Genomic DNA, 23,634 nt, shown 5'->3' with positions numbered 1-23,634 from the left:
GCATGCCTCCAGTTCATCCGATCACTATTCGCGACGTGGCGAAACGCGCCGGGGTCTCCGTAGCGACCGTCTCCCGCGTGCTGAACCACAGCGCGCTGACCAGCAAAGAGACGCGCGAGCAGGTGCTGCAGGCGGTGGCGGATCTGGGCTATCGCCCCAATGCCAACGCGCAGGCGTTGGCGACCCAAAGCAGCGATACGTTGGGCGTGGTGGTGATGGACGTGTCCGATCCGTTCTTCGGCGCGCTGGTGAAAGCGGTAGACACGGTGGCGCAGAAACACCACAAGTATCTGCTGATCGGCAACAGCTATCATCAGGCGGACAAAGAGCGCCACGCGATCGAAGTGCTGATCCGCCAGCGCTGTAACGCCCTGATTGTTCACGCCAAAGCCCTGAGCGACGCCGAGCTGATCGGTTTTCTGGAGCAGGTGCCGGGCATGGTGCTGATCAACCGGATTATCCCCGGCTATGAGCCGCGCTGCGTCGGGCTGGATAACGTCTGCGGCGCAGAAATGGCGATGCGTCTTTTGCTGTCGCAGGGCCACCGGCGCATCGGCTATCTGGGCTCCAATCACCCGATCGAAGACGGGCCGCTGCGCCAGCAGGGCTATGCGCAGGCGATGGCCGCCGCCGGGCTGGCCACGCCCGACAACTGGCGTGCCTACGGTTCGCCGGATCTGCAGGGCGGCGAGGCGGCGATGGTCGAGCTGCTGGGGCGCAACTTACAGCTGAGCGCGGTGTTCGCCTACAACGACGCCATGGCCGCCGGCGCCATGGCGGTGCTGAAAGAAAACGGTATCACGGTGCCGCAGCATTTCTCGCTGATCGGCTTCGACGACATTCCCATCGCGCGCTACACCAGCCCCAAACTCACCACGGTGCGTTACCCGATCGTTTCGATGGCCACGTTGGCGACCGAGCTGGCATTGCAGGGCGCAGCAGGCCTGGCGGAGCCGCAGGCCGCTCATCTGTTCATGCCGACGCTGGTGCGGCGCCATTCTGTCGCCCCCTGGCAAAGTGAGGCGACGGTCACTCTCTGACGATTTAATCTTGTGTAACCGTTTTCAATCTGTGAGAAAATTCACAGAATATTAACATCGCGCCGTCTATGCTCTAGGCGTTTTCCGGCGCAAAGGCCCTTGCCGCTGCAACCTTTATCTCGCGCTGACACAGCATTTCTCGGAAATAACAAGATCCACGGACGACAGGTGTTGAGTGGAAATCGCCAGGCCTGGGGTGTACGCACTGCCGGTGACCATTGGCTCAAAGACGAGTAATACCCTACACAGAACCGGAGACTGACAATGAATAAGAAGGTTTTCACCCTGGCCGCCATGGCCGCAGCCATGATGTTTGGCGCCGCAGCCCATGCTGATACCCGTATTGGCGTCACGATTTACAAATACGACGACAACTTCATGTCGGTGGTGCGTAAGGCGATCGAGAAAGACGCCAAGGCTTCACCGGACGTTACCCTGTTGATGAATGACTCGCAGAACGACCAGTCCAAACAGAACGATCAGATCGACGTGCTGCTGGCCAAGGGCGTGAAAGCGCTGGCGATCAACCTGGTCGACCCGGCCGCTGCGCCGGTGGTCATCGATAAGGCGCGCGCAAACGATATCCCGGTGGTGTTCTACAACAAAGAACCTTCCCGCAAGGCGCTGGACAGCTATGACAAGGCATATTACGTCGGCACCGACTCCAAAGAATCCGGCGTGATCCAGGGTGAACTGATCGCCAAACACTGGCAAGCCAACCCGGCCTGGGATCTGAATAAAGACGGCCAGATCCAGTTCGTGCTGCTGAAGGGCGAGCCGGGCCACCCGGATGCCGAAGCGCGCACCACCTACGTGGTGAAAACGCTGAACGAAAAAGGCATCAAGACCCAGCAGCTGCAGATGGATACCGCGATGTGGGATACCGCGCAGGCGAAAGACAAGATGGATGCCTGGCTCTCCGGCCCGAACGCCAACAAGATCGAAGTGGTGATCGCCAACAACGACGCCATGGCGATGGGCGCGGTGGAAGCGCTGAAAGCGCACAACAAGACCAGTATTCCGGTGTTCGGCGTCGATGCGTTGCCTGAAGCGCTGGCGCTGGTGAAATCCGGCGCGATGGCGGGCACGGTGCTGAACGACGCCGACAACCAGGCGAAGGCCACCTTCGAGCTGGCGAAAAACCTGGCGGCGGGCAAGCCGGCCACCGAAGGCACCCAATATAAAATCGAAAATAAAGTCGTGCGTATTCCTTACGTCGGCGTAGATAAAGACAACCTGTCTCAGTTTGTTAAATAAGAATTGAGATCCCGCTAAGACCCCGCCTGCGGCGCCAACACCAGGGATACCGCCGGCGGGGATGTTTACGACTGCAAGATCGTTAAGCCAGGTGTATTTATGGCCGATAGCTCACGCGAATTTTTGCTGGAAATGACGGATATCTGTAAGTCATTTCCCGGCGTCAAAGCCTTGGACAATGTCAATTTACGCGTCCGTCCGCACTCGATTCACGCCCTGATGGGGGAGAACGGCGCGGGGAAATCGACGTTGTTGAAATGCCTGTTCGGCATTTACAAAAAAGACAGCGGCAGCATTGTATTTCAGGGCCGGGAAATCGATTTCAAGAGCTCGAAGGAAGCGCTGGAACACGGCGTTTCGATGGTGCATCAGGAGCTGAACCTGGTGCTGCAACGCACCGTGATGGACAACATGTGGCTGGGGCGCTACCCGACCAAAGGCCTGTTCGTCGATCAGGACAAGATGTTCAAAGACACTCAGGCGATCTTCGACGAGCTGGATATTGACATCAACCCGCGCGAAAAGGTGGGCAACCTGTCGGTGTCGCAGATGCAGATGATCGAGATTGCCAAGGCGTTTTCCTATGACGCCAAGATCGTCATCATGGACGAACCGACCTCTTCGTTGACGGAGAAGGAGGTCAATCACCTGTTCACCATCATCCGCAAGCTGAAAGAGCGCGGCTGCGGCATCGTCTATATCTCGCACAAGATGGAAGAGATCTTCCAGCTGTGCGACGAGATAACGGTGCTGCGCGACGGCCAGTGGATCGCCACCCAGCCGCTGGAAGGGCTGGACATGGACAAGATCATCGCCATGATGGTCGGCCGCTCGCTGAGCCAGCGTTTCCCCGACAGGCAGAACACGCCGGGTGAGGTGATCCTCGAGGTGAAGAACCTGACATCGCTGCGCCAGCCTTCGATCCGCGATGTGTCCTTCGATCTGCATCAGGGCGAGATCCTCGGCATCGCCGGGCTGGTGGGCGCCAAACGCACCGATATCGTCGAGACGCTGTTCGGCATTCGTGAAAAGGTGGCGGGCACCATCAAGCTGCACGGCAAGGCGATCGACAACCACAGCGCCAACGAAGCGATCAACCACGGCTTTGCGCTGGTGACCGAAGAGCGGCGATCCACCGGGATTTACGCCTACCTCGACGTGGGTTTCAACTCGCTGATCTCCAATATCCGCAATTATAAAAACAAGCTCGGCCTGCTGGATAACGCGCGGATGAAGAGCGACACCCAATGGGTGATCGACGCCATGCGGGTGAAAACGCCGGGGCATCACACCCATATCGGCTCGCTGTCCGGCGGCAATCAGCAGAAGGTGATCATCGGCCGCTGGCTGCTGACGCAGCCGGAGATCCTGATGCTGGATGAACCGACGCGCGGCATTGACGTGGGCGCCAAGTTCGAGATCTATCAGCTGATGACCGAGCTAGCGAAGAAGGGCAAGGGGATCATTATCGTCTCGTCCGAAATGCCGGAGCTGTTGGGGATCACCGACCGTATTTTGGTGATGAGCAATGGTCAGGTTGCGGGCATCGTTAACACCAAACAGACCTCGCAAAATGAAATCTTACGTCTCGCCTCCCTGCACCTTTAAGGATCGGAATTATGAACGCGCTAAATAAAAAAACCTTATTTACCTATTTCAAGGAAGGCGGCATTTACGTGGTGTTGCTGGTGCTGTTGGCCATCATCATCATTCAGGACCCGACTTTCCTTAGCCTGATGAACCTGAGCAACATCCTGACGCAGTCTTCGGTGCGCATCATCATCGCGCTGGGCGTGGCGGGGCTGATCGTCACCCAGGGCACCGACCTGTCCGCCGGGCGGCAGGTGGGGTTGGCGGCGGTGGTGGCGGCCACGCTGCTGCAATCGATGGATAACGTCAACAAGGTGTTCCCTCACATGGAAACCTGGTCGATTCCCCTGGTCATCCTGCTGGTGTGTGCGGTCGGCGCGGTGATCGGCCTGGTTAACGGCCTGATTATCGCCTATCTCAACGTGACGCCGTTCATCACCACCTTGGGCACCATGATCATCGTCTACGGCATCAACTCGCTGTATTACGATTCGGTCGGCGCGTCGCCGGTCGCGGGCTTTGATCCGAAGTTTTCCACCTTTGCCCAAGGCTTCTTGCGCTTCGGCGATTTTAAGCTGTCGTATATTACCTTCTACGCGCTGATTGCCATCATTTTCGTCTGGATCCTGTGGACCAAGACCCGCTTCGGCAAGAACATCTTCGCCATCGGCGGCAACCCGGAAGCGGCCAAGGTCTCCGGCGTTAACGTACCGCTGAACCTGATCATGATCTATGCGCTGTCCGGCGTGTTCTACGCCTTCGGCGGCCTGCTGGAAGCGGGGCGTATCGGCAGCGCCACCAATAACCTTGGCTTTATGTATGAGCTGGACGCCATCGCCGCCTGCGTGGTGGGGGGCGTCTCCTTCGCCGGCGGCGTGGGTACGGTGTGGGGCGTGGTGACAGGGGTGATCATCTTCACCGTCATCAACTACGGCCTGACCTATATCGGCATCAACCCGTACTGGCAGTACATCATCAAGGGCAGCATCATCATCTTCGCCGTGGCGCTGGATTCGTTGAAATACGCCAAGAAGAAGTAGAGCTACCGCAGCACAGACGACAAGGCCGGCAAAATATGCCGGCCTTTCTTTTTGGGGCATTACCCGTCAGGGCTGTTTGGCTTTCTGCTTCTCTTCTTTCAGCTTGTGCTCCAGCTCAACCAACTGTTCCGGCGAGACGGCGGGATAGCCCTGGGCGTCTTCCGGCACGGTGTGCATGGCGGAGATCGGGATCAGCGGGCCGAGGAAGCGCGGTTCACGCTTGAGGATATACAGATCGGTCAGTGCGCCCAGGCGGGCGAAGATCTCGCGGGCGCGCACCGTCATCATGTCCTTCGGCGACGGCACCGCGTAACACTGCGCCTGAATGCCCATGTGCAGGGCGATGAACAGCGCGCGCTCGCAGTGGAAGCGCTGGGTGATGATGATGAAATCGTTGGTGTCGAACACCTTGCGGGTGCGCACGATGGAATCCAGGGTGCGGAAGCCGGCGTAGTCCAGCACGATATCGCTCGGCGCCACGCCGGCGGCGATCAGATCGCGCCGCATGGTCATCGGTTCGTTATAGCTTTGCTGGGCGTTGTCGCCGCTCAGCAGCAGGTATTTTACCTTGCCGCTGTTATAAGCGTTGATCGCTCCCTGAATGCGGTAACGGTAATACTGGTTGATCACCCCGGTGCGGTAATACTTGGCGGTGCCGAGCACCACGCCGACCTGGCGATGCGGCAATTCCTGCAGTTCGTCGTAGACGTAAGGCGCGGTTTTCCAACTGATCCAGCGATCGAGCGCAATAGCCGAACCCATCAACACCGCAATGATGATGAACAGGCTGATGATCAGGCGTTTCCACATGTTGTTGCCTTACGCGCGCCGGGCTGAAAAAGATGGATCAAGGCTACTTTACCTGACCGACCGACGCAAGACGCGAACCGCCTGAAGCACGCGCGCCGCCGCATTTTTCGGCGGTTTTGCCGCACAAAAAAGCCCGGCGGAGCCGGGCTGGGTCATTTCAGCTCACCATTCAGAACGAGGTGCGCTTGTAGCTGCGGTACTGCGGCCGCCAGAAGTTGTGCTCGATGGCTTTCGACAGCGCATCTTCGGAGGTGACGATCGCCACGCCCTGCAGCTGGGCGGCTTTACCCACTTCCATGGCGATGCACTTCGACACGCCCTGAATATCGTCGATATTCGGCAGCAGCGCGCCGTGGCCGTCGGTAGCCAGCGGCGAACAATCCGCCAGCGCGCGGCTGGCGGCCATCAGCATGGCGTCGGTGACGCGGGTGGCGCCGGAGGCCAGCACGCCCAAACCGATGCCCGGGAAGATGTAGGAGTTGTTGCACTGAGCAATCGGGTACAGCTGCTCTTTGTAGCTTACCGGCGCGAACGGGCTGCCGGTCGCCACCAGGGCGGCGCCGTCGGTCCAGTTGATGATGTCTTCCGGACGGGCTTCCACGCGCGAGGTCGGGTTGGACAGCGGCATCACGATAGGGCGCTCGCAGTGCTTGTGCATCTCGCGGATCAGCTCTTCGGTAAACAGCCCCGGCTGGCCGGACACGCCGATCAGAATGGTTGGCTTGGCGTTGCGCACCACGTCCAGCAGCGAGATGGCGTCGCTGGCGGTTTCCCAGCCGGCCAGGTTGTCGCTCTTCTGCACCAGCTTGCTCTGGAAGTCGAGCAGGTTCGGCAGTTTGTCGGTCAGCAGGCCGAAGCGGTCAACCATGAATACGCGGGCGCGCGCTTCGTCTTCGCTCAACCCCTCGGACTTCATCTGCGCGATGATCTGCTCGGCGATGCCGCAGCCGGCGGAACCGGCGCCGAGGAAGGTGACGGTCTGATCGCGCAGCTGGCTGCCGGCGGCGCGGCTGGCGGCGATCAGGCTGCCGAGGGTGACCGCGGCGGTGCCCTGGATGTCGTCGTTAAAGCAGCAAATCTCGTCGCGGTAGCGGTTCAACAGCGGGGTGGCGTTGTTCTGCGCGAAGTCTTCGAACTGCAGCAGCACGTTCGGCCAGCGGCGTTTGACCGCCTGAATAAACTCTTCGACGAAGGCGTGGTACTCCTCGCCGGAGATACGTGGATGGCGCCAGCCCATGTACAGCGGATCGTTGAGGCGCTGCGGGTTGTTGGTGCCGACGTCCAGCACTACCGGCAGGGTATAGGCCGGGCTGATGCCGCCGCAGGCGGTGTACAGTGACAGCTTGCCAATTGGAATCCCCATGCCGCCGATGCCCTGATCGCCCAGGCCGAGAATGCGCTCGCCGTCGGTGACCACGATCACCTTGACGTTCTGCTTGGTGGCGTTTTGCAGCATGTCATCGATGCGATCGCGGTTCGGGTAGGAGATGAACAGCCCGCGCGCGCGGCGGTAGATATCGGAGAAGTGTTCGCAGGCCTCGCCGACGGTCGGGGTGTAGATGATCGGCATCATCTCGCTCAGGTGCGAGTCCAGCAGGCGATAGAACAGGGTTTCGTTGGTGTCCTGGATGTTGCGCAGGTAGATGTGCTTATCGTTATCGTTCTTGAAATCCTGATACTGACGGTAGGCGCGTTCCACCTGTTCTTCGATGGTCTCCACCGCTTCCGGCAGCAGGCCGTGCAGGTTGAAGTGGCTACGTTCTTCCTCGGTGAAAGCGCTGCCTTTGTTCAGCAGCGGAAATTCCAGCAGAATCGGGCCGGCGTAAGGGATGTAGAGCGGGCGTTTGCTTTCGTATTCTAGTTCCATCAGTTTTACTCTTCACGTATCAGATAACTGTATTGCCGACGATCCTAAAAGATAAAGAGAAGATGTACAGCATTTGTTGCCCGATGATGAACCAGGTTGGCGTAATTATCGACAATCAAATGATTTTTTAACTAAAGAAAGTGTCTCTGGCGGCGTCGGGGCATTGTATTTGGCGGGCGGTGCTGTTAACGGCGGAACCGGATGGCCCCGCCGTCGTGCGCTTAGAAGGCGGCGCGGCTGACGTTTTGGCAACCCAGCGCCGCCAGGGTGACGCGGGTGGCATCCCATTGGCTGATGCTCGCGTCCTGCGGTTCGGCCAGCACGGCGCGGCGAATGTTCTGGCAGTCGCCGCCGGAGAGGTTCAGCAGGATCAGCGCGGCCTGCAGCGGTGGCAGGCTCGGGTTGAAAGCGGCGTTTTCCGCATAGCGGCCGGCGTAGAGGCTGCCGTCCTGCGTTTCCAGCGCTACGCCGCTGTGGGCGTTGCTGTACGGAGCATGGCTCTGATTGGCCGCCGCCAGCGCCGCTTGCGTCAGCGCATCGTTCAGCGGCAGTTGATGCCCGTGATCGACCTCGTCCATCAGCAGCGAAGCGATATCCAGATCTTTCGGGCCGAAGGCGTCCGGCAGATAGTCCGCCAGCGTGGCCGGCGCGCGGCCCGGCAGACGGATCTGCAGCTCGCCACCGCTGTTCAGTTCATTCATAAACTGGCGGCAATGGCCGCACGGCGTGTAGTTGACGGTGACCGAGGCCAGCGCCGGCTCGCCGCGCAGCCAGGCATGGGTAACCGCGCACTGCTCTGCATGCACGGTTTGCTGCAGCGGCGCGCCGCTGAACTCCATATTGGCGCCGAAATAGAGGTTGCCGCTTTGCCCGCGCGCGATGGCGCCGACGTGAAAGTGCGATATCGGGGTTAACGAGCAGGCCGCCGCCAGCGGCAGCAGCGCGAATGCCAGCGCATCATCGTCCAACCCGCAGCCTGTGCGGATCGCCGCCGCTTGCTCGGCCGTGAACATCGCCGGAAAGTCTGGCGCGTCCAGATAAGGCCGCAGGGCGGATTGCAGTGTCGCGGGCAGTGCGCTGAAAGCGGTGTGAAAACGCGGATGCATAGAAAGTCTCTCTACGGGTTAACGGGATAACATTCTAGGCAGGCCAGAGACATTAAAGTGTGATTTATGTCTCTTAATTGATGAAATTAATGCAATGAAATACATAAATGCGAGATGTATCGCAAGTTTCACCCTGTTCAGCCGAACAGGCGCAGCAGCACCGGGAACAGGAACGGTGCCAGCAGCGAGGTGATGATGCCGCAGATCACCAACGCCAGCGAGCCGAAAGCGCCTTCCTGGTAGTCCATCTCGGCGCAGCGTGCGGTGCCCAGCGCGTGGGATGCCGTGCCCATCGCCAGGCCGCGCGCCGAGTGGGTGGTGATTTTCAACAGGTTGAACAACGTATGGCCGAACACGGCGCCGAGGATACCGACGAAAATGACGCAGACTGCGCTGATCGCCGGAATGCCGCCGAGCGAGTCCGCGACGGCCATGGCGATCGGCGTAGTGACCGATTTCGGCAGGATAGAGGCGGCGATTTCCGGCGTGGCGCCCAGCCACAGGGCGATGGCGCCGCCGCTGATCATGGCGGTCAGGCTGCCGATGAAGCACACCGCGATAATCGACTTCCAGCGCGCGCGGATCTGGTGCAGCTGCTCATAGAGCGGGAAGGCCAGCGCGACGACCGCCGGCTGCAGCAGATCGTTGAGGATTTTGCTGCCCTGAAAGTAGCGTTCATAGGGAATACCGGTGAGCAGCAGCAGCGGGATGATCACCGCCATGGACACCAGCAGCGGGTTGAGCAGCGGCATATTCAGCTTGCGCGCCAGCCAGCGCGCGGCGAAATAGACCGCCAGCGTCAGCGGCAACGACCACCAGATTTCATGGATCATGAATTGCCCTCCGTGTCGTCGGGCTTGCCGGCGATGCGGCGCTCGCGATGAAAATAGTGTGAGGTATAGCCGACCACCACCAACACCATCAGCGTGCTGATGAGGCAAGAGATAACCAGCGGGCCCAGATGCGCGACGATCTGGTCGTAGTATTTCATCACCCCGACGCCGATCGGCACGAACAGCAGCACCATATAGCGGATCAGCAAATGGCAGCCGGGTTTAACCCATTTGGCCGGCATAATCTGGGTAGAGAGCAGGGCGAACAGCAGCAGCATGCCAATGATGCTGCCGGGAATGGCGAACGGCAGCAGCGCCGCCACCGCGTTGCCGACGAACAGACACAGGTAGATAAGGAGCAGGGCCCTCAGGTATTTCCAGCACAGTGTGAGCACGTTGGCCATTGTCTTTTCCCGTTTAACTGATGTATTCATCATACAATTAAACTGTGAGCCATGCCACAGATCGCACCATGAATTCTCGCTATGGGTGCTATGCCCGAGCGGCGGGTTGACAGCCCGTATAGGCCGCTGCCTGCGGGATCAGCGCGCGTCTTCGGCCGTTGCCGCAGAACGTTCCGCCAGCCGGTGGCCGAGGAAGAAAAATAGCAGGCTGAGCAGGGCGGCGACGATCAGCATCACGAACATCAAGGGCGGCGCGGCATAGCTGAGCAGCACCCCGCACAGCACCGGGTTGATGGCGCCGCCCAGCGCGCTGAGGTTTTGTACTCCATAGTAACTGCCTTTCAGGTGCGGCGGCGCAATAAAGTCGATGAACATGTATTCCACCGGGATAACGATGATCTCGCCTAAGGTAAACACCGCCATCGCCGCCAGCCACAGCCAGACCGCCTGGCCGGCCGCCATGAAACCGAGCAGCCCGACGATGAAAAACAGCGTGCCCAGCACCAGCCAGCGCAGCATGTTTTCCTGGCGCATGCCGCGGCTGAGCAGGTATTGCAGGGCGATGACGATGCCGGCGTTGACGATCATCACCAACCCAATGATTTTGTAGGCGAACTCGGCGCTGGAGACGGTGATCAGATACTGCGACAGATAGCCGGTGAACTGACCGAACACCACGGCGCCCAGGGTGCTGCCGAGGGTGAAGTAGATAAGCCGCCGATCGTTTCGCAAGATGGTCAGCGTCTGACGGAAGTTGGGGAGTGCCGCCGGTGCGGCGGCGGTTGTTGTCGGGCGCTGTTCCCGGCCGCGCAAGCGCAGGCTTAGCGCCGTCACCGTCGCCAGCGCCAATCCCCCCGACAGGTAAAACGGCAGCAGCGGGCTAAGCCCGGCCACCAGAACGCCGAGCGCAGAGCCGATCGCCCAGCCGACGTTGACCAGCGTGTAGTTGATTGAGAAAGCCTTGATGCGCTGCTCGACCGGCAGCCAGTCGGCGAAGCAGGCCTTTATGGTGATGCCTAACACCGAATAACAGGTATGCAGGATCGCCAGCACCACGATCACGCCGCCGGGGCGCGGGATCCAGGGAATGGCGAAGAAACTCAGCGCGAACAATAAAATCGACAGCAGGATCAGGCGGTTTTTGCTGAATTTGTCCACCAGATAGCCGCCGTACAGGCTGGCAAGGATGCCGAGGGTCAGGCTGACGCCCAGGATCACGCCCACGCTCTTCGGCAGCAGATGGAAATGTTCGGTGAGGTAGATGGTGATGAACGGCAGCGTAACGCCGCGGCCGATGGTCAACACCAGCGAACTGGCCAGCAGTACGTTGATCAGCGAGGGGAATCCCTTCATTTGAGGCCTGTTTATGCATACAGTTATTGGGCGATGCAGATAACATAGCGCATTTTGGCGGGGACGGAAGGGGAAAGCCGATAATTAGTTTAAAAACAGAGGCTGCGTCGGCAGCCTCGTCAAAAACAGCATTATTTACCGTGTTCGGCCTGCAGCGTGGCGAACCATGGCTGAACGAAATCGCTGCTGGTGCCCCAGCCGGGGATGATCTTAGCCAGCCCGGCGACGTTGACCGGCCCCGGCTGCGCCAGCAGCAGCGCCTGCGGAATGACCGCCGCTTTGAACTGATAGTTGTCCGGCGTGCTTTCCCCGGCGATCTTGTTGGCCACCAGGCGCAGGTTGACCGCGCCGATCAGCTTCGGATCCACCGCCACGCTGACCTGCCACGGGCTGCCGGCCTCGCGCATCAGCTGCAAATCCTGGTTGGAGATATCGATGCTGTACAGTTTGATTTCGGTGCGGCCGTTCTCTTTCAACGCCTTGTAAGCCCCTTGGGTAAAGGCATCCCAGGTGCCCCAGATGGCGTCAATCTTGCCTTTCGGGTATTTCGCCAGCACCGCGCCCACTTTATTGGCGGTATCTCCCTGCACGTCGGATGAAACTGCGCCAATCGATTCCAGCTCGTGAATGCCCGGATGCTGTTTCAGCAACTGCTGGTAAGCGGCCTGGCGGCGCTCCATCGGCGGGAAGCCTGCCACCCAGAGTTTGATGATGTTGGCCTGGCCGTTGAAATCCTTCACCAACTGGCCGAACGAGGCGTTAGCCAGCGAAGCGTCGTCCTGCTGCGAGACGGTGACGCCGGGAACGCGGCCGCTGACGTCGGTATCGAAAGCCGCGACGGCGATGCCGGCCGCCGCGATGCGCTTGACCAGGTCGGTGGAATAGGGAGCCCGCCCCTGCGAGAGAATGATGCCGTCATATTTCTGGCTGATAGCCTGGTTGACGAAGTCCTGAAAACGCGCGTCGTCGCCGTTGCTGAGGAAGGTGTCCACCTTGAAGCCCAGCTTGCGCCCTTCCTGAATGGCGCCCGCCAAAAATTGCGTGGTGTTGTCGTCGGATCCGAGGTTGCGGATCACCGCGATGCGCACCGGCCCCTGATGTTGAGCGATGGCGGCCGGCACGGCGGCGTTTTCCGCCGCCTGCAGTGGCAGGGCAGCCAGCAGACTGAGGGCGAGCAGCGAAGTCTTGAGGTTTTTCATTATTATAGGCTCCAAAAAAGCAGGGAAACGATCCCGGTGAAGGTCTGTTATAGCAGTCTTTCTGTCTGGACGTCTATTTTGGGTTTCGGAGCATCATAGCCGGATGCGGCGGGCAGGGGAATCAGGGCGGTTATGACTTTTTCTTCATGCTTATAACGTGGGGATTGGGGCATAAAAAAAGGGCCGAGCAAGCTCGACCCTCCCTATGCCACGCATCTGCGCGATTACTTGACCTGCATGCCAGGCTGCGCGCCGCTGTCCGGGCTCAGCAGGAAGATCTCTTTCCCGCCGGGGCCCGCCGCCATCACCATGCCTTCTGACACGCCGAAGCGCATTTTACGCGGCGCCAGGTTGGCGACCATGATGGTCAGACGGCCTTCCAGCGCTTTCGGATCCGGGTAAGCGGAGCGAATGCCGGAGAAGATTTGGCGCGATTCGCCGCCCAGATCCAGCTGCAGCTTCAGCAGCTTGTCGGAGCCCTCGACAAAGTCGGCGCTCTTGATCAGGGCGATACGCATGTCGACCTTGGCGAAGTCGTCGAAGGTGATGGTTTCCTGGATCGGATCGTCAGCCAGCGGGCCGGTCACCGGCTTGGCGGCGGCCATGTCTTCCTTCGAGGCATTGACCATCTCGTTGACCTTGTCCAGATCGATGCGGTTGAACAGCGCTTTGAACGCGTTCACCTGATGGCCCAGCAGCGGCTGCGGGATCGCGTCCCAGCTCAGCTCGGCATTGAGGAACGTTTCGGCGCGTTCGGTCAGCGAAGGCAGCACCGGCTTCAGGTAAGTCATCAGCACGCGGAACAGGTTGATGCCCATTGAACAGATGGCCTGCAGATCGGCGTCGCGGCCTTCTTCCTTCGCCACTACCCACGGTGCCTGCTCATCCACATAACGGTTGGCCAGATCGGCCAGCGCCATGATTTCGCGGATCGCGCGGCTGAACTCGCGGCCGGCGTAGGCTTCGGCGATGCTCTGCGCCGCGTCGACGAAGGTCTGGTACAGCGCCGGATCGGCCAGGCTGTCGGCCAGCTTGCCGCCGAAGCGCTTGTTGATAAAGCCGGCGTTGCGTGACGCCAGGTTCACCACCTTGTTGACGATGTCGGCGTTCACGCGCTGCACGAAGTCTTCCAGATTGAGATCGATGTCATCAATGCGTGAAGAGAGCTTGGCGGCGTAGTAATAACGCAGGCAGTCGGCGTCCAGATGCTGCAGGTAGGTGCCGGCCTTGATGAAGGTGCCGCGCGATTTTGACATCTTGGCGCCGTTCACCGTCACGTAGCCGTGCACGAACAGGTTGGTCGGTTTGCGGAAGTTGCTGCCTTCCAGCATCGCCGGCCAGAACAGGCTGTGGAAGTAGACGATGTCCTTGCCGATAAAGTGGTACAGCTCGGTGGTGGAGTCTTTGCGCCAGAACTCGTCGAAGTCCAGATCGCCGCGCTTGTCGCACAGGTTCTTGAAGGAACCCATGTAGCCGATCGGCGCGTCCAGCCAGACGTAGAAGTATTTGCCCGGCGCATCCGGGATTTCGAAGCCGAAGTAAGGCGCATCGCGGGAGATGTCCCACTGCTGCAGACCGGATTCGAACCACTCCTGCATCTTGTTCGCCACCTGCTCCTGCAGCGCGCCGGAGCGCGTCCACGCCTGCAGCATTTCGCTGAAGGCCGGCAGATCGAAGAAGAAGTGCTCCGAGTCTCGCATCACCGGCGTCGCGCCGGAAACGACGGACTTCGGATCGATCAGTTCCGTCGGGCTGTAGGTGGCGCCGCACACTTCGCAGTTGTCACCGTACTGATCCGGCGATTTGCATTTAGGGCAGGTGCCTTTCACGAAACGGTCCGGCAGGAACATGCCTTTCTCCGGATCGTACAGCTGAGAAATGGTGCGGTTCTTGATAAACCCGTTTTCTTTCAGGCGGCTGTAAATCAGGGTGGACAGCTCACGGTTTTCATCGCTATGGGTCGAATGATAGTTGTCATAGCTGATGCCAAAGCCGGCGAAATCCTGTTGGTGCTCCTGGCTCATCTCCGCGATCATTTCTTCCGGTTTAACGCCCAGTTGCTGCGCTTTCAGCATGATCGGCGTGCCGTGCGCGTCGTCCGCGCAGATGAAATGCACTTCGTGGCCGCGCATTCGTTGGTAACGCACCCAGATATCCGCCTGGATGTGCTCGAGCATGTGGCCGAGATGGATGGAACCATTTGCGTACGGTAGCGCGCACGTCACCAATAATTTTTTCGCGACTTGAGCCATAGTGAGAACTTGCTTTCTGTAATGAATAAAAGGGCCTTCGATGTTAACCGATCGCGCCCTTCGCTGCTAGGGCGGTTTCTTACAGGTTATACGCGCCAGCCGCCGCGCAGTTCTGGTATGCTTAGCCGGAAGCTACCCATTCAAAATCAAGGAGCCGGGATGAACGCAAAATCCCCTGAGCAGACCAACCCCGAAGTTCTGCGCGCCCTGGTGACCGGTGTACTGGCCGCCTTTGAACACCCGACGTTGAAAAACAACCTGACTGCGCTGAAGGCTATTCATCACTGCGCATTATTGGACGACGTACTGCATATCGAACTGACGATGCCGTTTGCCTGGCAGAGCGGTTTTGAAGCGCTGCAGGCGAGCGTCGGCCCTGAGCTGTTGCGCGTGACCGGCGCCGCCGCCATCGACTGGAAGCTGAAACACGATATCACGACGCTGAAACGCGCCAACGGCCAAGCCGGGATCAAAGGCGTGCGCAACATCATCGCCGTCAGCTCCGGCAAAGGCGGGGTGGGGAAATCCAGCACCGCCGTCAATCTGGCGCTGGCGCTGGCCGCCGAAGGCGCCAAGGTCGGTATTCTGGACGCCGACATTTACGGCCCGTCGATCCCCAATATGCTGGGCACCGAACATGAGCGGCCGACTTCGCCGGACGGGCAGCACATGGCGCCGATCATGGCGCACGGCCTGGCGACCAACTCCATCGGTTATCTGGTGACCGACGACAACGCCATGGTGTGGCGCGGCCCGATGGCCAGCAAGGCGCTGATGCAGCTGCTGCAGGATACGCTGTGGCCGGATCTGGATTACCTGGTGCTGGACATGCCGCCGGGTACCGGCGACATCCAGCTGACGCTGTCGCAGAACATTCCGGTGACCGGCGCGCTGGTAGTCACCACGCCGCAGGATATCGCCCTGCTGGATGCCGCCAAGGGCATCGTGATGTTCGAGAAGGTGCATGTGCCGGTGCTGGGCATCGTGGAAAACATGAGCGTGCACATCTGCAGTAACTGCGGCCACCATGAACCGATCTTTGGCACCGGCGGCGCCGAGAAGTTGGTGCAGAAATATAACAGCCGTCTGCTGGGGCAGATGCCGCTGCATATCTCGCTGCGCGAAGATCTGGATCGCGGTACGCCGACGGTGATCAGCCGTCCGGAGAGCGAATTCGCCGACATGTATCGTCAACTGGCCGGCCGTGTGGCGGCGCAGATGTATTGGCAGGGAGAAGCGATCCCGACGGAGATTGCCTTCCGCGCGCTGTAATCTATTTGCGGCAGTGAAAGAACCCGGCTTAAGCGCCGGGTTTTTTTATCGGATAGGGGTAGGCTTGTGCAGGTCGGCACGGGTATAAGGGCGTTCGATCTGCGCCAGCGTTTTGGCGATATGCTCCAGCAATCCCTGGGTGGGGGCCGGCTGCCGCTGCCCCATCAGCGCCAACGGCAAGGCCAGCGCGATGGCGAAGTGTGGCCAGGAGAGATGCGGGCGCGTTTTGTTCCGCTGCAACCGCAGGAACAGGGCGCTGGCCAGGTAGCCTAGAATCAGCCCGCTGATCACCTCGGATACCGAGTGCACGCGAATTTCCAGCCGCGAAACGCCGATGGCGAAAGGCAATATCCACCCGGTCAGCAAAGCGATGCTACGTATCGGGTGGGAAAATCGGCCGGTCAACGTCCAGAGCAGAGGCGGCCAGATGCAGGCCGCGAGGGCGGAATGACCGCTGAATCCGGTGAAATCATAGCGCTCGCTGCCGATGCCCCAGCCCATAAAGGCCAGTTTAGACAGGCAGACCACCCCGCCGGTGAACCCGAAGAGCAGCGCCCACTGCCAACCCGCCGCGCGGGTGGCGGGAGACATGAGCAGCAATAAAAACAGAATCAGCGCGCAGGGCAGCAGCAACATGCTGTCGCCGAAAAAAGTCAGAAAATACCAATCCAACACATCAATCTCCGATGAAAGGGGGCGGGGAGCAAAAGTCAGCGCCGGGGAGTGTAACCCGTTACGGTGCGTTGCCCTAGCTGCGAGATTCTTAAAATGCCGCGTGCCCGTGGCGTGGCAGCCCGAATTCGCCCGCCGCCGCGCAATATCAATATACAGTGGCGCAATCCCCGGCGACTCCCTATAATTGTCGCGTTTTAGTTCCCCCCCTTCACACTATGAAATCAGGTCTTTAATTTTATGACTGACAATCCGCATCAGTGCGTCATTATTGGTATAGCTGGCGCATCTGCCTCCGGAAAAAGCCTTATCGCCAGCACGTTGTACCGCGAACTCCGCGAGCAAGTCGGCGATGAGCACATCGGCGTTATTCCAGAAGACAGTTACTATAAAGACCAGACTCACCTGACCATGGAAGAACGGGTCAAAACCAACTATGACCACCCGAGCGCCATGGATCACAACCTGCTGTTCCAGCATCTGCAGATGCTGAAGGCCGGTAAGGCGATCGAGCTGCCGCTGTACAGTTACACCGAACACACGCGCAAGAAAGAAACCGTCCACCTGGAACCTAAAAAAGTGATCATTCTGGAAGGGATCTTGCTGCTGACGGATATCCGTTTGCGCCAGGAGATGAACTTCTCGATCTTCGTCGACACGCCGCTGGATATCTGCCTGATGCGCCGCATGAAGCGCGACGTCAACGAGCGCGGCCGCTCGATGGATTCGGTGATGGCGCAATACCAGAAGACCGTGCGCCCGATGTTCCTGCAGTTTATCGAACCTTCCAAACAATACGCCGATATCATCGTTCCGCGCGGCGGCAAAAACCGCATCGCGATCGATATTCTGAAAGCCAAAATCAGCCAATTCTTTGAATAATGCCGCTTAATGGCCGGAAATGCGCATTTCCGGCCGACGGCCAACTATTTGCACCCCGGCGTAGACCTTTCGCCCGTTGTGTGGCAATTTTTGTTTAGTTACGCGTTTTGATGGAGAAGAAAGACATGAGACTGTGCGACCGCGATATAGAAGCCTGGCTGGATAGCGAGAAACTGGTGATTTCGCCGCGCCCGCCGCTCGAACGCATCAACGGGGCCACAGTAGATGTCCGTTTGGGCAATCAGTTCCGCGTGTTCCGCGGCCATACCGCGCCGTTTATCGATCTCAGCGGGCCGAAAGATGAAGTCAGCGCCGCGCTGGATCGCGTGATGAGCGACGAGATTGTCCTGCCGGAAGGCGAGGCGTTCTTCCTTCATCCCGGCGAACTGGCCCTGGCGGTGACGTTCGAATCCGTGACGCTGCCGAACGATCTCGTGGGTTGGCTCGACGGCCGTTCTTCTCTGGCGCGTCTGGGGCTGATGGTGCACGTGACCGCGCACCGGATCGATCCGGGCTGGCACGGGCGCATCGTGCTGGAGTTTTACAACTCCGGCAAGCTGCCGCTGGCGCTGCGGCCGGGGATGCTGATTGGCGCCTTGAGCTTTGAGCCGTTGTCCGGCCCGGCGGCCCGGCCATATAACAGCCGGCAGGACGCAAAATATCGCGATCAGCAGGGCGCAGTAGCCAGTCGAATCGACAAGGACTAACGGCGCGAGATGCACCGTCGGTGTGGCGCTGACAAGAGGGTGGCATGAGAAGATTACTGACGACATTGGCGATTTTACTGGTGGTCGTGGTGGCGGGAATGTCCGCGCTGGTACTGCTGGTCAATCCGAATGATTTTCGCGGTTACATGGTCAAAAAGGTCGAGCAGAAGAGCGGCTACCAGCTAACGCTTGAAGGCGACCTGCGTTGGCATATCTGGCCGCAGCTCAGTATTTTGGCCGGGCGCATGACGCTGACCGCGCCGGGCGCCAAGACGCCGGTGGTGAGCGCGGAAAACATGCGCCTTGACGTCAAACTGTTGCCGCTGCTGTCGCATCAGCTGTTTGTGAAACAGGTGATGTTGAAAAATGCCGTCATTCGCCTCACGCCCGACAGTGAAGAGCACTCGCAAGTGGACGCCCCGATTGCGCCGGCCGGCAGCGGCGCTGATGCGGCAGACACGGCCTGGAAGTTCGACGTCGATAACTTGCGCGTCGTGGACAGCTTGCTGATTTGGCAGCGCGCCGACAACGCGCAAATCAATGTCCGGGACATCAATCTTACCCTGCAGCAAACGGAGAAACGGCAGGCGCAGCTGGACATTTCCAGCCGGGTCAACCGCGATCAGCGCGACCTGGCCTTCAGCATGGCGGCCGATATCGATCTGCAGCAGTTCCCGCACCAGATCGGCGCCAAGGTGACCCAGTTCAATTACCAATTGGTGGGAGCAGATATTCCGAACGGCGGTATTCAAGGCGAGGGGAATGCTCAGGTGGTCTATCAACAGACGCCGGCGCACATTGCCGTCACCCAGCTGAACGTCAGCGCCAATAACAGCCAGTTGACCGGCGATATCAGCGCCAGCCTGGGAGCGGTGCCCGGCTATGTGGTGAACCTGAATTCGGCTAATCTCGATCTCGACGCGCTTTCCGGTTGGCAATCCAGCACCAATACCGCCGAACAGCCCGCCGTGACCGCCGCGCCGGTGATCGCCAGCCAGGTCGACGATCGGCAGCAGAACCTGGAAGCGCTGCGCGATTTCAATGCACAGTTGAATCTGCAGGCGGCGCAGTTGACCTACCGCGGTATGAACGTTACCCAGTTAGCCGTCGCGGCAGATAATCAACGCGGCCTGCTGACGCTGCATAAACTTGCCGGGCAATTGGCCGGCGGTGATTTCTCCTTGCCGGGATCGCTCGACGCACGCGGCAATAAACCGGTGATAAACGTGCAGCCGATCCTGAACCAGGTTGAGCTCGGCGCGGTGCTCAAAGCCTTCGAGATGCCGCAGATGCTGACCGGAAAATTCAGCATGAAAGGGGATTTGACCGGCGATCGTCTTTCTTCAGAGTCATTTGAGCACCGTTGGAGCGGTACGGCGCAGCTGGCGATGCAGGATGCGCAGCTGCACGGCCTGAACATTCAGCAATTGATCCAACAGGCGGTGGCGCGTAACGATAACAGCGTGCGCGGGCAAGACAGCTATCAGCGCTATACCGAAGTCAAAAGCGTCTCGGCGCGGGCCAGCCTGAGCCAAGGCACTGTCAAGCTCAGCAGCCTGACGGCGGATTCGCCGTTGCTGGCGCTGACCGGCGCCGGCAGTATCGATATGCCGGGAAAACAGTGCGATATGGCGCTTAATGTGCGCGTCACTGGCGGTTGGCAAGGGCGCGGCGAACTGATCGAGCAACTGCAAAAAACGCCGATCCCGCTGCGGGTCTATGGGCCTTGGCAACAGCTGAATTACCAACTGCAGGTCGATCAGGTGCTGCGTAAAACGCTGCACGATCGGGCCAAAGATGCGCTGAACAAATGGGCTGAAAAGAACAAGGATTCACGCGAGGGTCAGGATCTGAAAAAGCTGCTCGACAAGCTGTAATCCCTCCTGACGCGGGCCGTCTTGCGGCCCGCGTCAGTATCGACGTTTCCCGCGATAATTTCCCTCCGTTACCTTGATGAAGGTCATGAAGACCCGCGCTCAATTTGTGCAGAGTAAGGGCGCATTCTGCTATGACTATGCGCCTGAGCGCGAAAAAATGACGAGTTGAGGAAACATGATAGAGCTTCTTATTGGCGCGGCGGTGGCGGCGGGCGTGGGCCGTTACATCATCAAAGGGTATTCCGCCACGGGCGTCTTGATGGTGGGAGGGCTGCTGCTGCTAGGCATCAGCGCCCTGATGGGAAAAACGCTGTTGCCGTCCGGCGCCGCATCTACCGGCTGGCGCGCGACCGATATGATCGAGTACGTCAAGATTTTGCTGATGAGCCGCGGCGGCGATCTGGGCATGATGATCATGATGCTGTGCGGTTTCGCCGCCTATATGACGCATATCGGCGCCAACGACGTGGTCGTCAAGCTGGCCTCGCGCCCATTGCAGATGATCAATTCGCCTTATCTGCTGATGGTGGCGGCCTATTTTGTCGCTTGTCTGATGTCATTGGCGGTCTCTTCCGCTACCGGGCTCGGCGTATTGCTGATGGCGACGCTGTTCCCATTGATGGTGAACGTTGGCATTAGCCGCGGCGCCGCGGCGGCCATTTGCGCTTCGCCGGCGGCGATTATCCTGGCGCCGACTTCCGGCGACGTGGTACTGGCAGCCAAGGCGGCGGAAATGCCGCTGGTGGACTTCGCGTTCAAAACCACGCTGCCTATCTCGATTGCCGCCATCGTCTGCATGGCCGTAGCGCACTTTTTCTGGCAGCGTTATCTCGATAAGAAGAGTGATGAACAGCACCACATTATGGACGTCAGCGAGATCAAAACCCATGCGCCGGGGTTCTACGCGATATTGCCGTTTACGCCGATCCTCGGCGTGCTGATCTTCGACGGTAAATGGGGGCCGGAACTGCACATTATTACCGTGCTGGTAGGGTGCATACTGTTGGCGGCAGCGATCGAGTTTGTGCGCAGCTTCAGCGCCAAACAGGTATTCAGCGGCCTGGAAGTGGCGTATCGCGGTATGGCGGACGCTTTCGCCAGCGTGGTGATGCTGTTGGTGGCCGCGGGTGTCTTCGCGCAAGGGTTGAGCACCGTCGGCTTTATCAGCGGGTTGATCGGGTTGGCGCAGTCGTTCGGTACCGGCGGTTTGATTATGATGCTGGTGTTGGTGGTGATCACCATGCTGGCGGCCATGACAACCGGCTCCGGCAATGCGCCGTTCTATGCGTTTGTCGAACTGATCCCGAAACTGGCGGCACAGATGGGCGTGAATCCTGCCTATCTGGTGATCCCGATGCTGCAGGCCTCGAATCTCGGCCGTACGCTGTCGCCGGTTTCCGGCGTGGTGGTGGCGGTCTCCGGCATGGCGAAAATCTCGCCGTTTGATGTGGTGAAGCGTACTTCAGTGCCGGTAATTGTCGGGTTGGTGGTGGTGATCGTGGCGACGGAGCTGCTGGTTCCCCAGTAAAGGAAGGCCGGGCGATGCCCGGCCTCGATGTTAAACCTCGTACTCCTCCGGTGGGGGAGGCGGGGTGATCTTCACTTTCAGGATGCGGTGGCTGTTGACCTCCAATGGTTCGAACAGGTAGTCACCGATCTTGATTTGTTCTCCTTCTTGTGGCACGCGCTGGCTGTGTTCCATCAACAGCCCCGCCAGCGTATGGTATTCGCGCTTTTCTTCCAACGGCATCGGCAGGTACAACACCAGATCTTCCAGCGGCATATAGCCGTTGGCGATCCAGCTGCCGTCCTCGTTTTGCTGAATGTCGTGGCGTGCGTCCACCTCTTCACCGGCCTCCGGCAGGTTGCCGGCGATGGTTTCCATCACGTCCGTCAGGGTGACGACGCCTTCGACGGAGCCGAACTCATCGACCACAAAGGCAAAATGCGTCTGCGCCTGGCGGAATTGCTCCAGGGCGCTTAACAGCGTGAGCTGCTCCGGGAAGATCAACGGTTGGCGTATCAGCGCACGCAGATCCAGCGGCGCCTGCGCCAGTTGCTGTTTGAGAACGTCGATGGTGTGGATCACGCCCAGCGGTTCGTCGCTGGCGCTGCTTTCCACCACCACGATGCGCGTGTGCTGATTACGTTCCAGCAACTGCGTCAGCTTTTCCTGCGGATCGTTCAGCTCAAGGTATTCGACGTCGTGACGCGAGGTCATGATGCTACTGACCGTGCGCTGCGCCATGCCGAGTACGCGTTCGATCATGCGCCGCTCTTGCTGATTGAAGATCTCGCCGTTTTCGCTGTCGCTGTCCGCCAGCAGGTTGGCGGAATGGCTGTCGACTTCCGCTTCTTCATGTTTGCCGCTCAGCATGCGCAGCACCGCTTCGGCGGTGCGTTCACGTAGTGGCCGGACCTTCGACAGGAAGCGACGGCGGTTGAACTGCGCCAGCTGGTTCAGCGCCTCGATCATGACCGAGAAGCCGATCGCCGCGTAGAGGTAGCCTTTAGGAATGTGATAGCCGAAGCCCTCCGCCACCAGGCTAAAGCCAATCATCAGCAGGAAGCTCAGGCACAGGATAACGATAGTCGGGTGCGCGTTGACGAAGCGCGTCAGCGGTTTGCTGGCCAGCAGCATCAGGCCGATGGCGATACAGACCGCGATCATCATCACCGCCAGGTGATCGACCATCCCCACCGCGGTGATCACCGAGTCGAGCGAGAAAACGGCGTCCAGCACCACGATCTGCGCCACGACCGGCCAGAAACGTGCGCCTTTGCGCGCGCCGTGCTGCTCTTCGTCCTTGCCTTCCAGCCGCTCATTGAGCTCCATGGTGGCTTTGAACAGCAGGAATATCCCGCCGACCAGCATGATCAGATCGCGGCCGCTGAAGGGGTGCTCCGCGACGATGAACATCGGTTTGGTCAGCGTCGCCAGCCACGAGATGGAGGCGAGCAGCGCCAGACGCATGACCAGCGCCAGCAACAAACCGACGACACGGGCCTTATCTCTTTGTTGTTTTGGTAATTTGTCCGCCAGAATGGCGATGAAGACAAGGTTGTCTATACCCAGCACGATTTCCAGCACGACCAAAGTGGCCAGGCCGGCCCAAATTGTTGGATCAGCGATCCATTCCATACGCCCAATTTCACCTGTAAGTTCTACGGCTTATGCCGCACGGGAATGATGGGCGTTGAGGCGGCAAAATTCAACTTTAATCGGGTGGATGTGGTTCAGAACAGGAGGATTACCATAAACATCGATCGGCGCCGAGCGGCCAAAGGAATCACGGGCCTGGGGAGCAAATATCTACCGGGATGCCATGCGCTCAGAAAAGAAACGCCTTATTAAATTTATTTAAATCAAAACATTAAAACAATTTTCTTTGACTATGATTCTTATCGGTATGCGGCACGAGTAGTCTTATTCTGAAAACGTCTGACTGGGGGGATCTAAGGCTTGTATCACT

General features: G+C 59.4%; 19 protein-coding genes. 9 read left to right on the top strand and 10 right to left on the bottom strand.

What is annotated here, in order from left to right; all coding sequences use genetic code 11:
• Positions 1–2: 2 nt before the first annotated feature.
• The 4 genes from galS (at position 3) to mglC (ending at position 4,927) form a co-directional block, all read left to right on the top strand.
• Positions 3–1,040: an HTH-type transcriptional regulator GalS gene (gene galS, locus AC2CGQ_RS11920; protein ID WP_004938964.1), complete on the top strand. Its 1,038-nt coding sequence runs from the start codon at positions 3–5 to the stop codon at positions 1,038–1,040.
• A gap of 264 nt (positions 1,041–1,304) precedes the next feature.
• Positions 1,305–2,297, top strand: a complete 993-nt coding sequence (gene mglB, locus AC2CGQ_RS11915; RefSeq protein WP_004938962.1) for a galactose/glucose ABC transporter substrate-binding protein MglB — start codon at positions 1,305–1,307, stop codon at positions 2,295–2,297.
• Between the two features lie 99 nt (positions 2,298–2,396).
• The gene (gene mglA, locus AC2CGQ_RS11910; RefSeq protein ID WP_004938959.1) at positions 2,397–3,905 is read left to right on the top strand and encodes a galactose/methyl galactoside ABC transporter ATP-binding protein MglA; all 1,509 of its coding nucleotides are present in this window, start codon (positions 2,397–2,399) and stop codon (positions 3,903–3,905) included.
• Positions 3,906–3,916: 11 nt separating this feature from the next.
• Positions 3,917–4,927 carry a galactose/methyl galactoside ABC transporter permease MglC gene (gene mglC / locus AC2CGQ_RS11905; RefSeq protein WP_004938953.1) on the top strand — a complete coding sequence of 337 codons (1,011 nt, stop codon included), beginning with the start codon at positions 3,917–3,919 and terminating at the stop codon, positions 4,925–4,927.
• Positions 4,928–4,993: 66 nt separating this feature from the next.
• Here mglC and sanA read toward each other — a convergent pair whose 3' ends face one another.
• The 8 genes from sanA to metG all read right to left on the bottom strand — a co-directional run bounded on the left by sanA (position 4,994) and on the right by metG (position 14,751).
• Positions 4,994–5,737, bottom strand: a complete 744-nt coding sequence (gene sanA, locus AC2CGQ_RS11900; RefSeq protein WP_004938948.1) for an outer membrane permeability protein SanA — start codon at positions 5,735–5,737, stop codon at positions 4,994–4,996.
• 169 nt (positions 5,738–5,906) lie between these two features.
• The gene (locus AC2CGQ_RS11895; RefSeq protein ID WP_004938945.1) at positions 5,907–7,604 is read right to left on the bottom strand and encodes an NAD-dependent malic enzyme; all 1,698 of its coding nucleotides are present in this window, start codon (positions 7,602–7,604) and stop codon (positions 5,907–5,909) included.
• Positions 7,605–7,825: 221 nt separating this feature from the next.
• Positions 7,826–8,710, bottom strand: a complete 885-nt coding sequence (gene cdd, locus AC2CGQ_RS11890; protein ID WP_484593679.1) for a cytidine deaminase — start codon at positions 8,708–8,710, stop codon at positions 7,826–7,828.
• Positions 8,711–8,847: 137 nt separating this feature from the next.
• Entirely contained in the window at positions 8,848–9,543 is a 696-nt protein-coding gene (locus tag AC2CGQ_RS11885; RefSeq protein WP_004938941.1) for a CidB/LrgB family autolysis modulator, read from the bottom strand.
• Positions 9,540–9,947 carry a CidA/LrgA family protein gene (locus AC2CGQ_RS11880; RefSeq protein ID WP_004938939.1) on the bottom strand — a complete coding sequence of 136 codons (408 nt, stop codon included), beginning with the start codon at positions 9,945–9,947 and terminating at the stop codon, positions 9,540–9,542. The genes AC2CGQ_RS11885 and AC2CGQ_RS11880 overlap by 4 nt, the downstream gene beginning before the upstream one ends.
• A 138-nt stretch (positions 9,948–10,085) precedes the next feature.
• Positions 10,086–11,300 (bottom strand): MFS transporter, encoded by a 1,215-nt coding sequence (locus AC2CGQ_RS11875; protein ID WP_484593678.1) that lies wholly within the window; start codon positions 11,298–11,300, stop codon positions 10,086–10,088.
• A gap of 131 nt (positions 11,301–11,431) precedes the next feature.
• A complete protein-coding gene (locus AC2CGQ_RS11870; RefSeq protein ID WP_414945821.1) occupies positions 11,432–12,499 on the bottom strand; it encodes a sugar ABC transporter substrate-binding protein in 1,068 nt (355 codons plus the stop codon).
• Positions 12,500–12,723: 224 nt separating this feature from the next.
• Complete coding sequence (gene metG, locus AC2CGQ_RS11865; RefSeq protein WP_277496250.1) at positions 12,724–14,751, bottom strand: methionine--tRNA ligase; 2,028 nt, start codon at positions 14,749–14,751, stop codon at positions 12,724–12,726.
• Between the two features lie 159 nt (positions 14,752–14,910).
• On the opposite strand from metG, the gene apbC reads away from it, so the two are divergent.
• On the top strand, positions 14,911–16,023 hold the full coding sequence (apbC, locus tag AC2CGQ_RS11860) for an iron-sulfur cluster carrier protein ApbC (protein WP_004938926.1): 1,113 nt from the start codon (positions 14,911–14,913) through the stop codon (positions 16,021–16,023).
• 45 nt (positions 16,024–16,068) lie between these two features.
• On the opposite strand, the gene AC2CGQ_RS11855 is transcribed toward apbC, so the two are convergent.
• Positions 16,069–16,698 (bottom strand): phosphatase PAP2 family protein, encoded by a 630-nt coding sequence (locus AC2CGQ_RS11855; RefSeq protein ID WP_484593677.1) that lies wholly within the window; start codon positions 16,696–16,698, stop codon positions 16,069–16,071.
• A gap of 237 nt (positions 16,699–16,935) precedes the next feature.
• On the opposite strand from AC2CGQ_RS11855, the gene udk reads away from it, so the two are divergent.
• The 4 genes from udk to dcuC all read left to right on the top strand — a co-directional run bounded on the left by udk (position 16,936) and on the right by dcuC (position 21,689).
• On the top strand, positions 16,936–17,577 hold the full coding sequence (gene udk / locus AC2CGQ_RS11850) for a uridine kinase (RefSeq protein ID WP_004938922.1): 642 nt from the start codon (positions 16,936–16,938) through the stop codon (positions 17,575–17,577).
• A gap of 125 nt (positions 17,578–17,702) precedes the next feature.
• Complete coding sequence (gene dcd, locus AC2CGQ_RS11845) at positions 17,703–18,284, top strand: dCTP deaminase (RefSeq protein ID WP_004938917.1); 582 nt, start codon at positions 17,703–17,705, stop codon at positions 18,282–18,284.
• Between the two features lie 44 nt (positions 18,285–18,328).
• Positions 18,329–20,161 (top strand): outer membrane assembly protein AsmA, encoded by a 1,833-nt coding sequence (gene asmA, locus AC2CGQ_RS11840; RefSeq protein ID WP_172574592.1) that lies wholly within the window; start codon positions 18,329–18,331, stop codon positions 20,159–20,161.
• Positions 20,162–20,336: 175 nt separating this feature from the next.
• On the top strand, positions 20,337–21,689 hold the full coding sequence (gene dcuC, locus AC2CGQ_RS11835; RefSeq protein WP_015377222.1) for an anaerobic C4-dicarboxylate transporter DcuC: 1,353 nt from the start codon (positions 20,337–20,339) through the stop codon (positions 21,687–21,689).
• A gap of 30 nt (positions 21,690–21,719) precedes the next feature.
• Here dcuC and AC2CGQ_RS11830 read toward each other — a convergent pair whose 3' ends face one another.
• On the bottom strand, positions 21,720–23,303 hold the full coding sequence (locus AC2CGQ_RS11830) for a TerC family protein (RefSeq protein ID WP_033633706.1): 1,584 nt from the start codon (positions 23,301–23,303) through the stop codon (positions 21,720–21,722).
• Between the last annotated feature and the right edge of the window lie 331 nt (positions 23,304–23,634).

The organism is Serratia sp. DFXYC6, from assembly GCF_057196085.1.
This window is presented reverse-complemented; position numbering and strand designations above follow the sequence as displayed.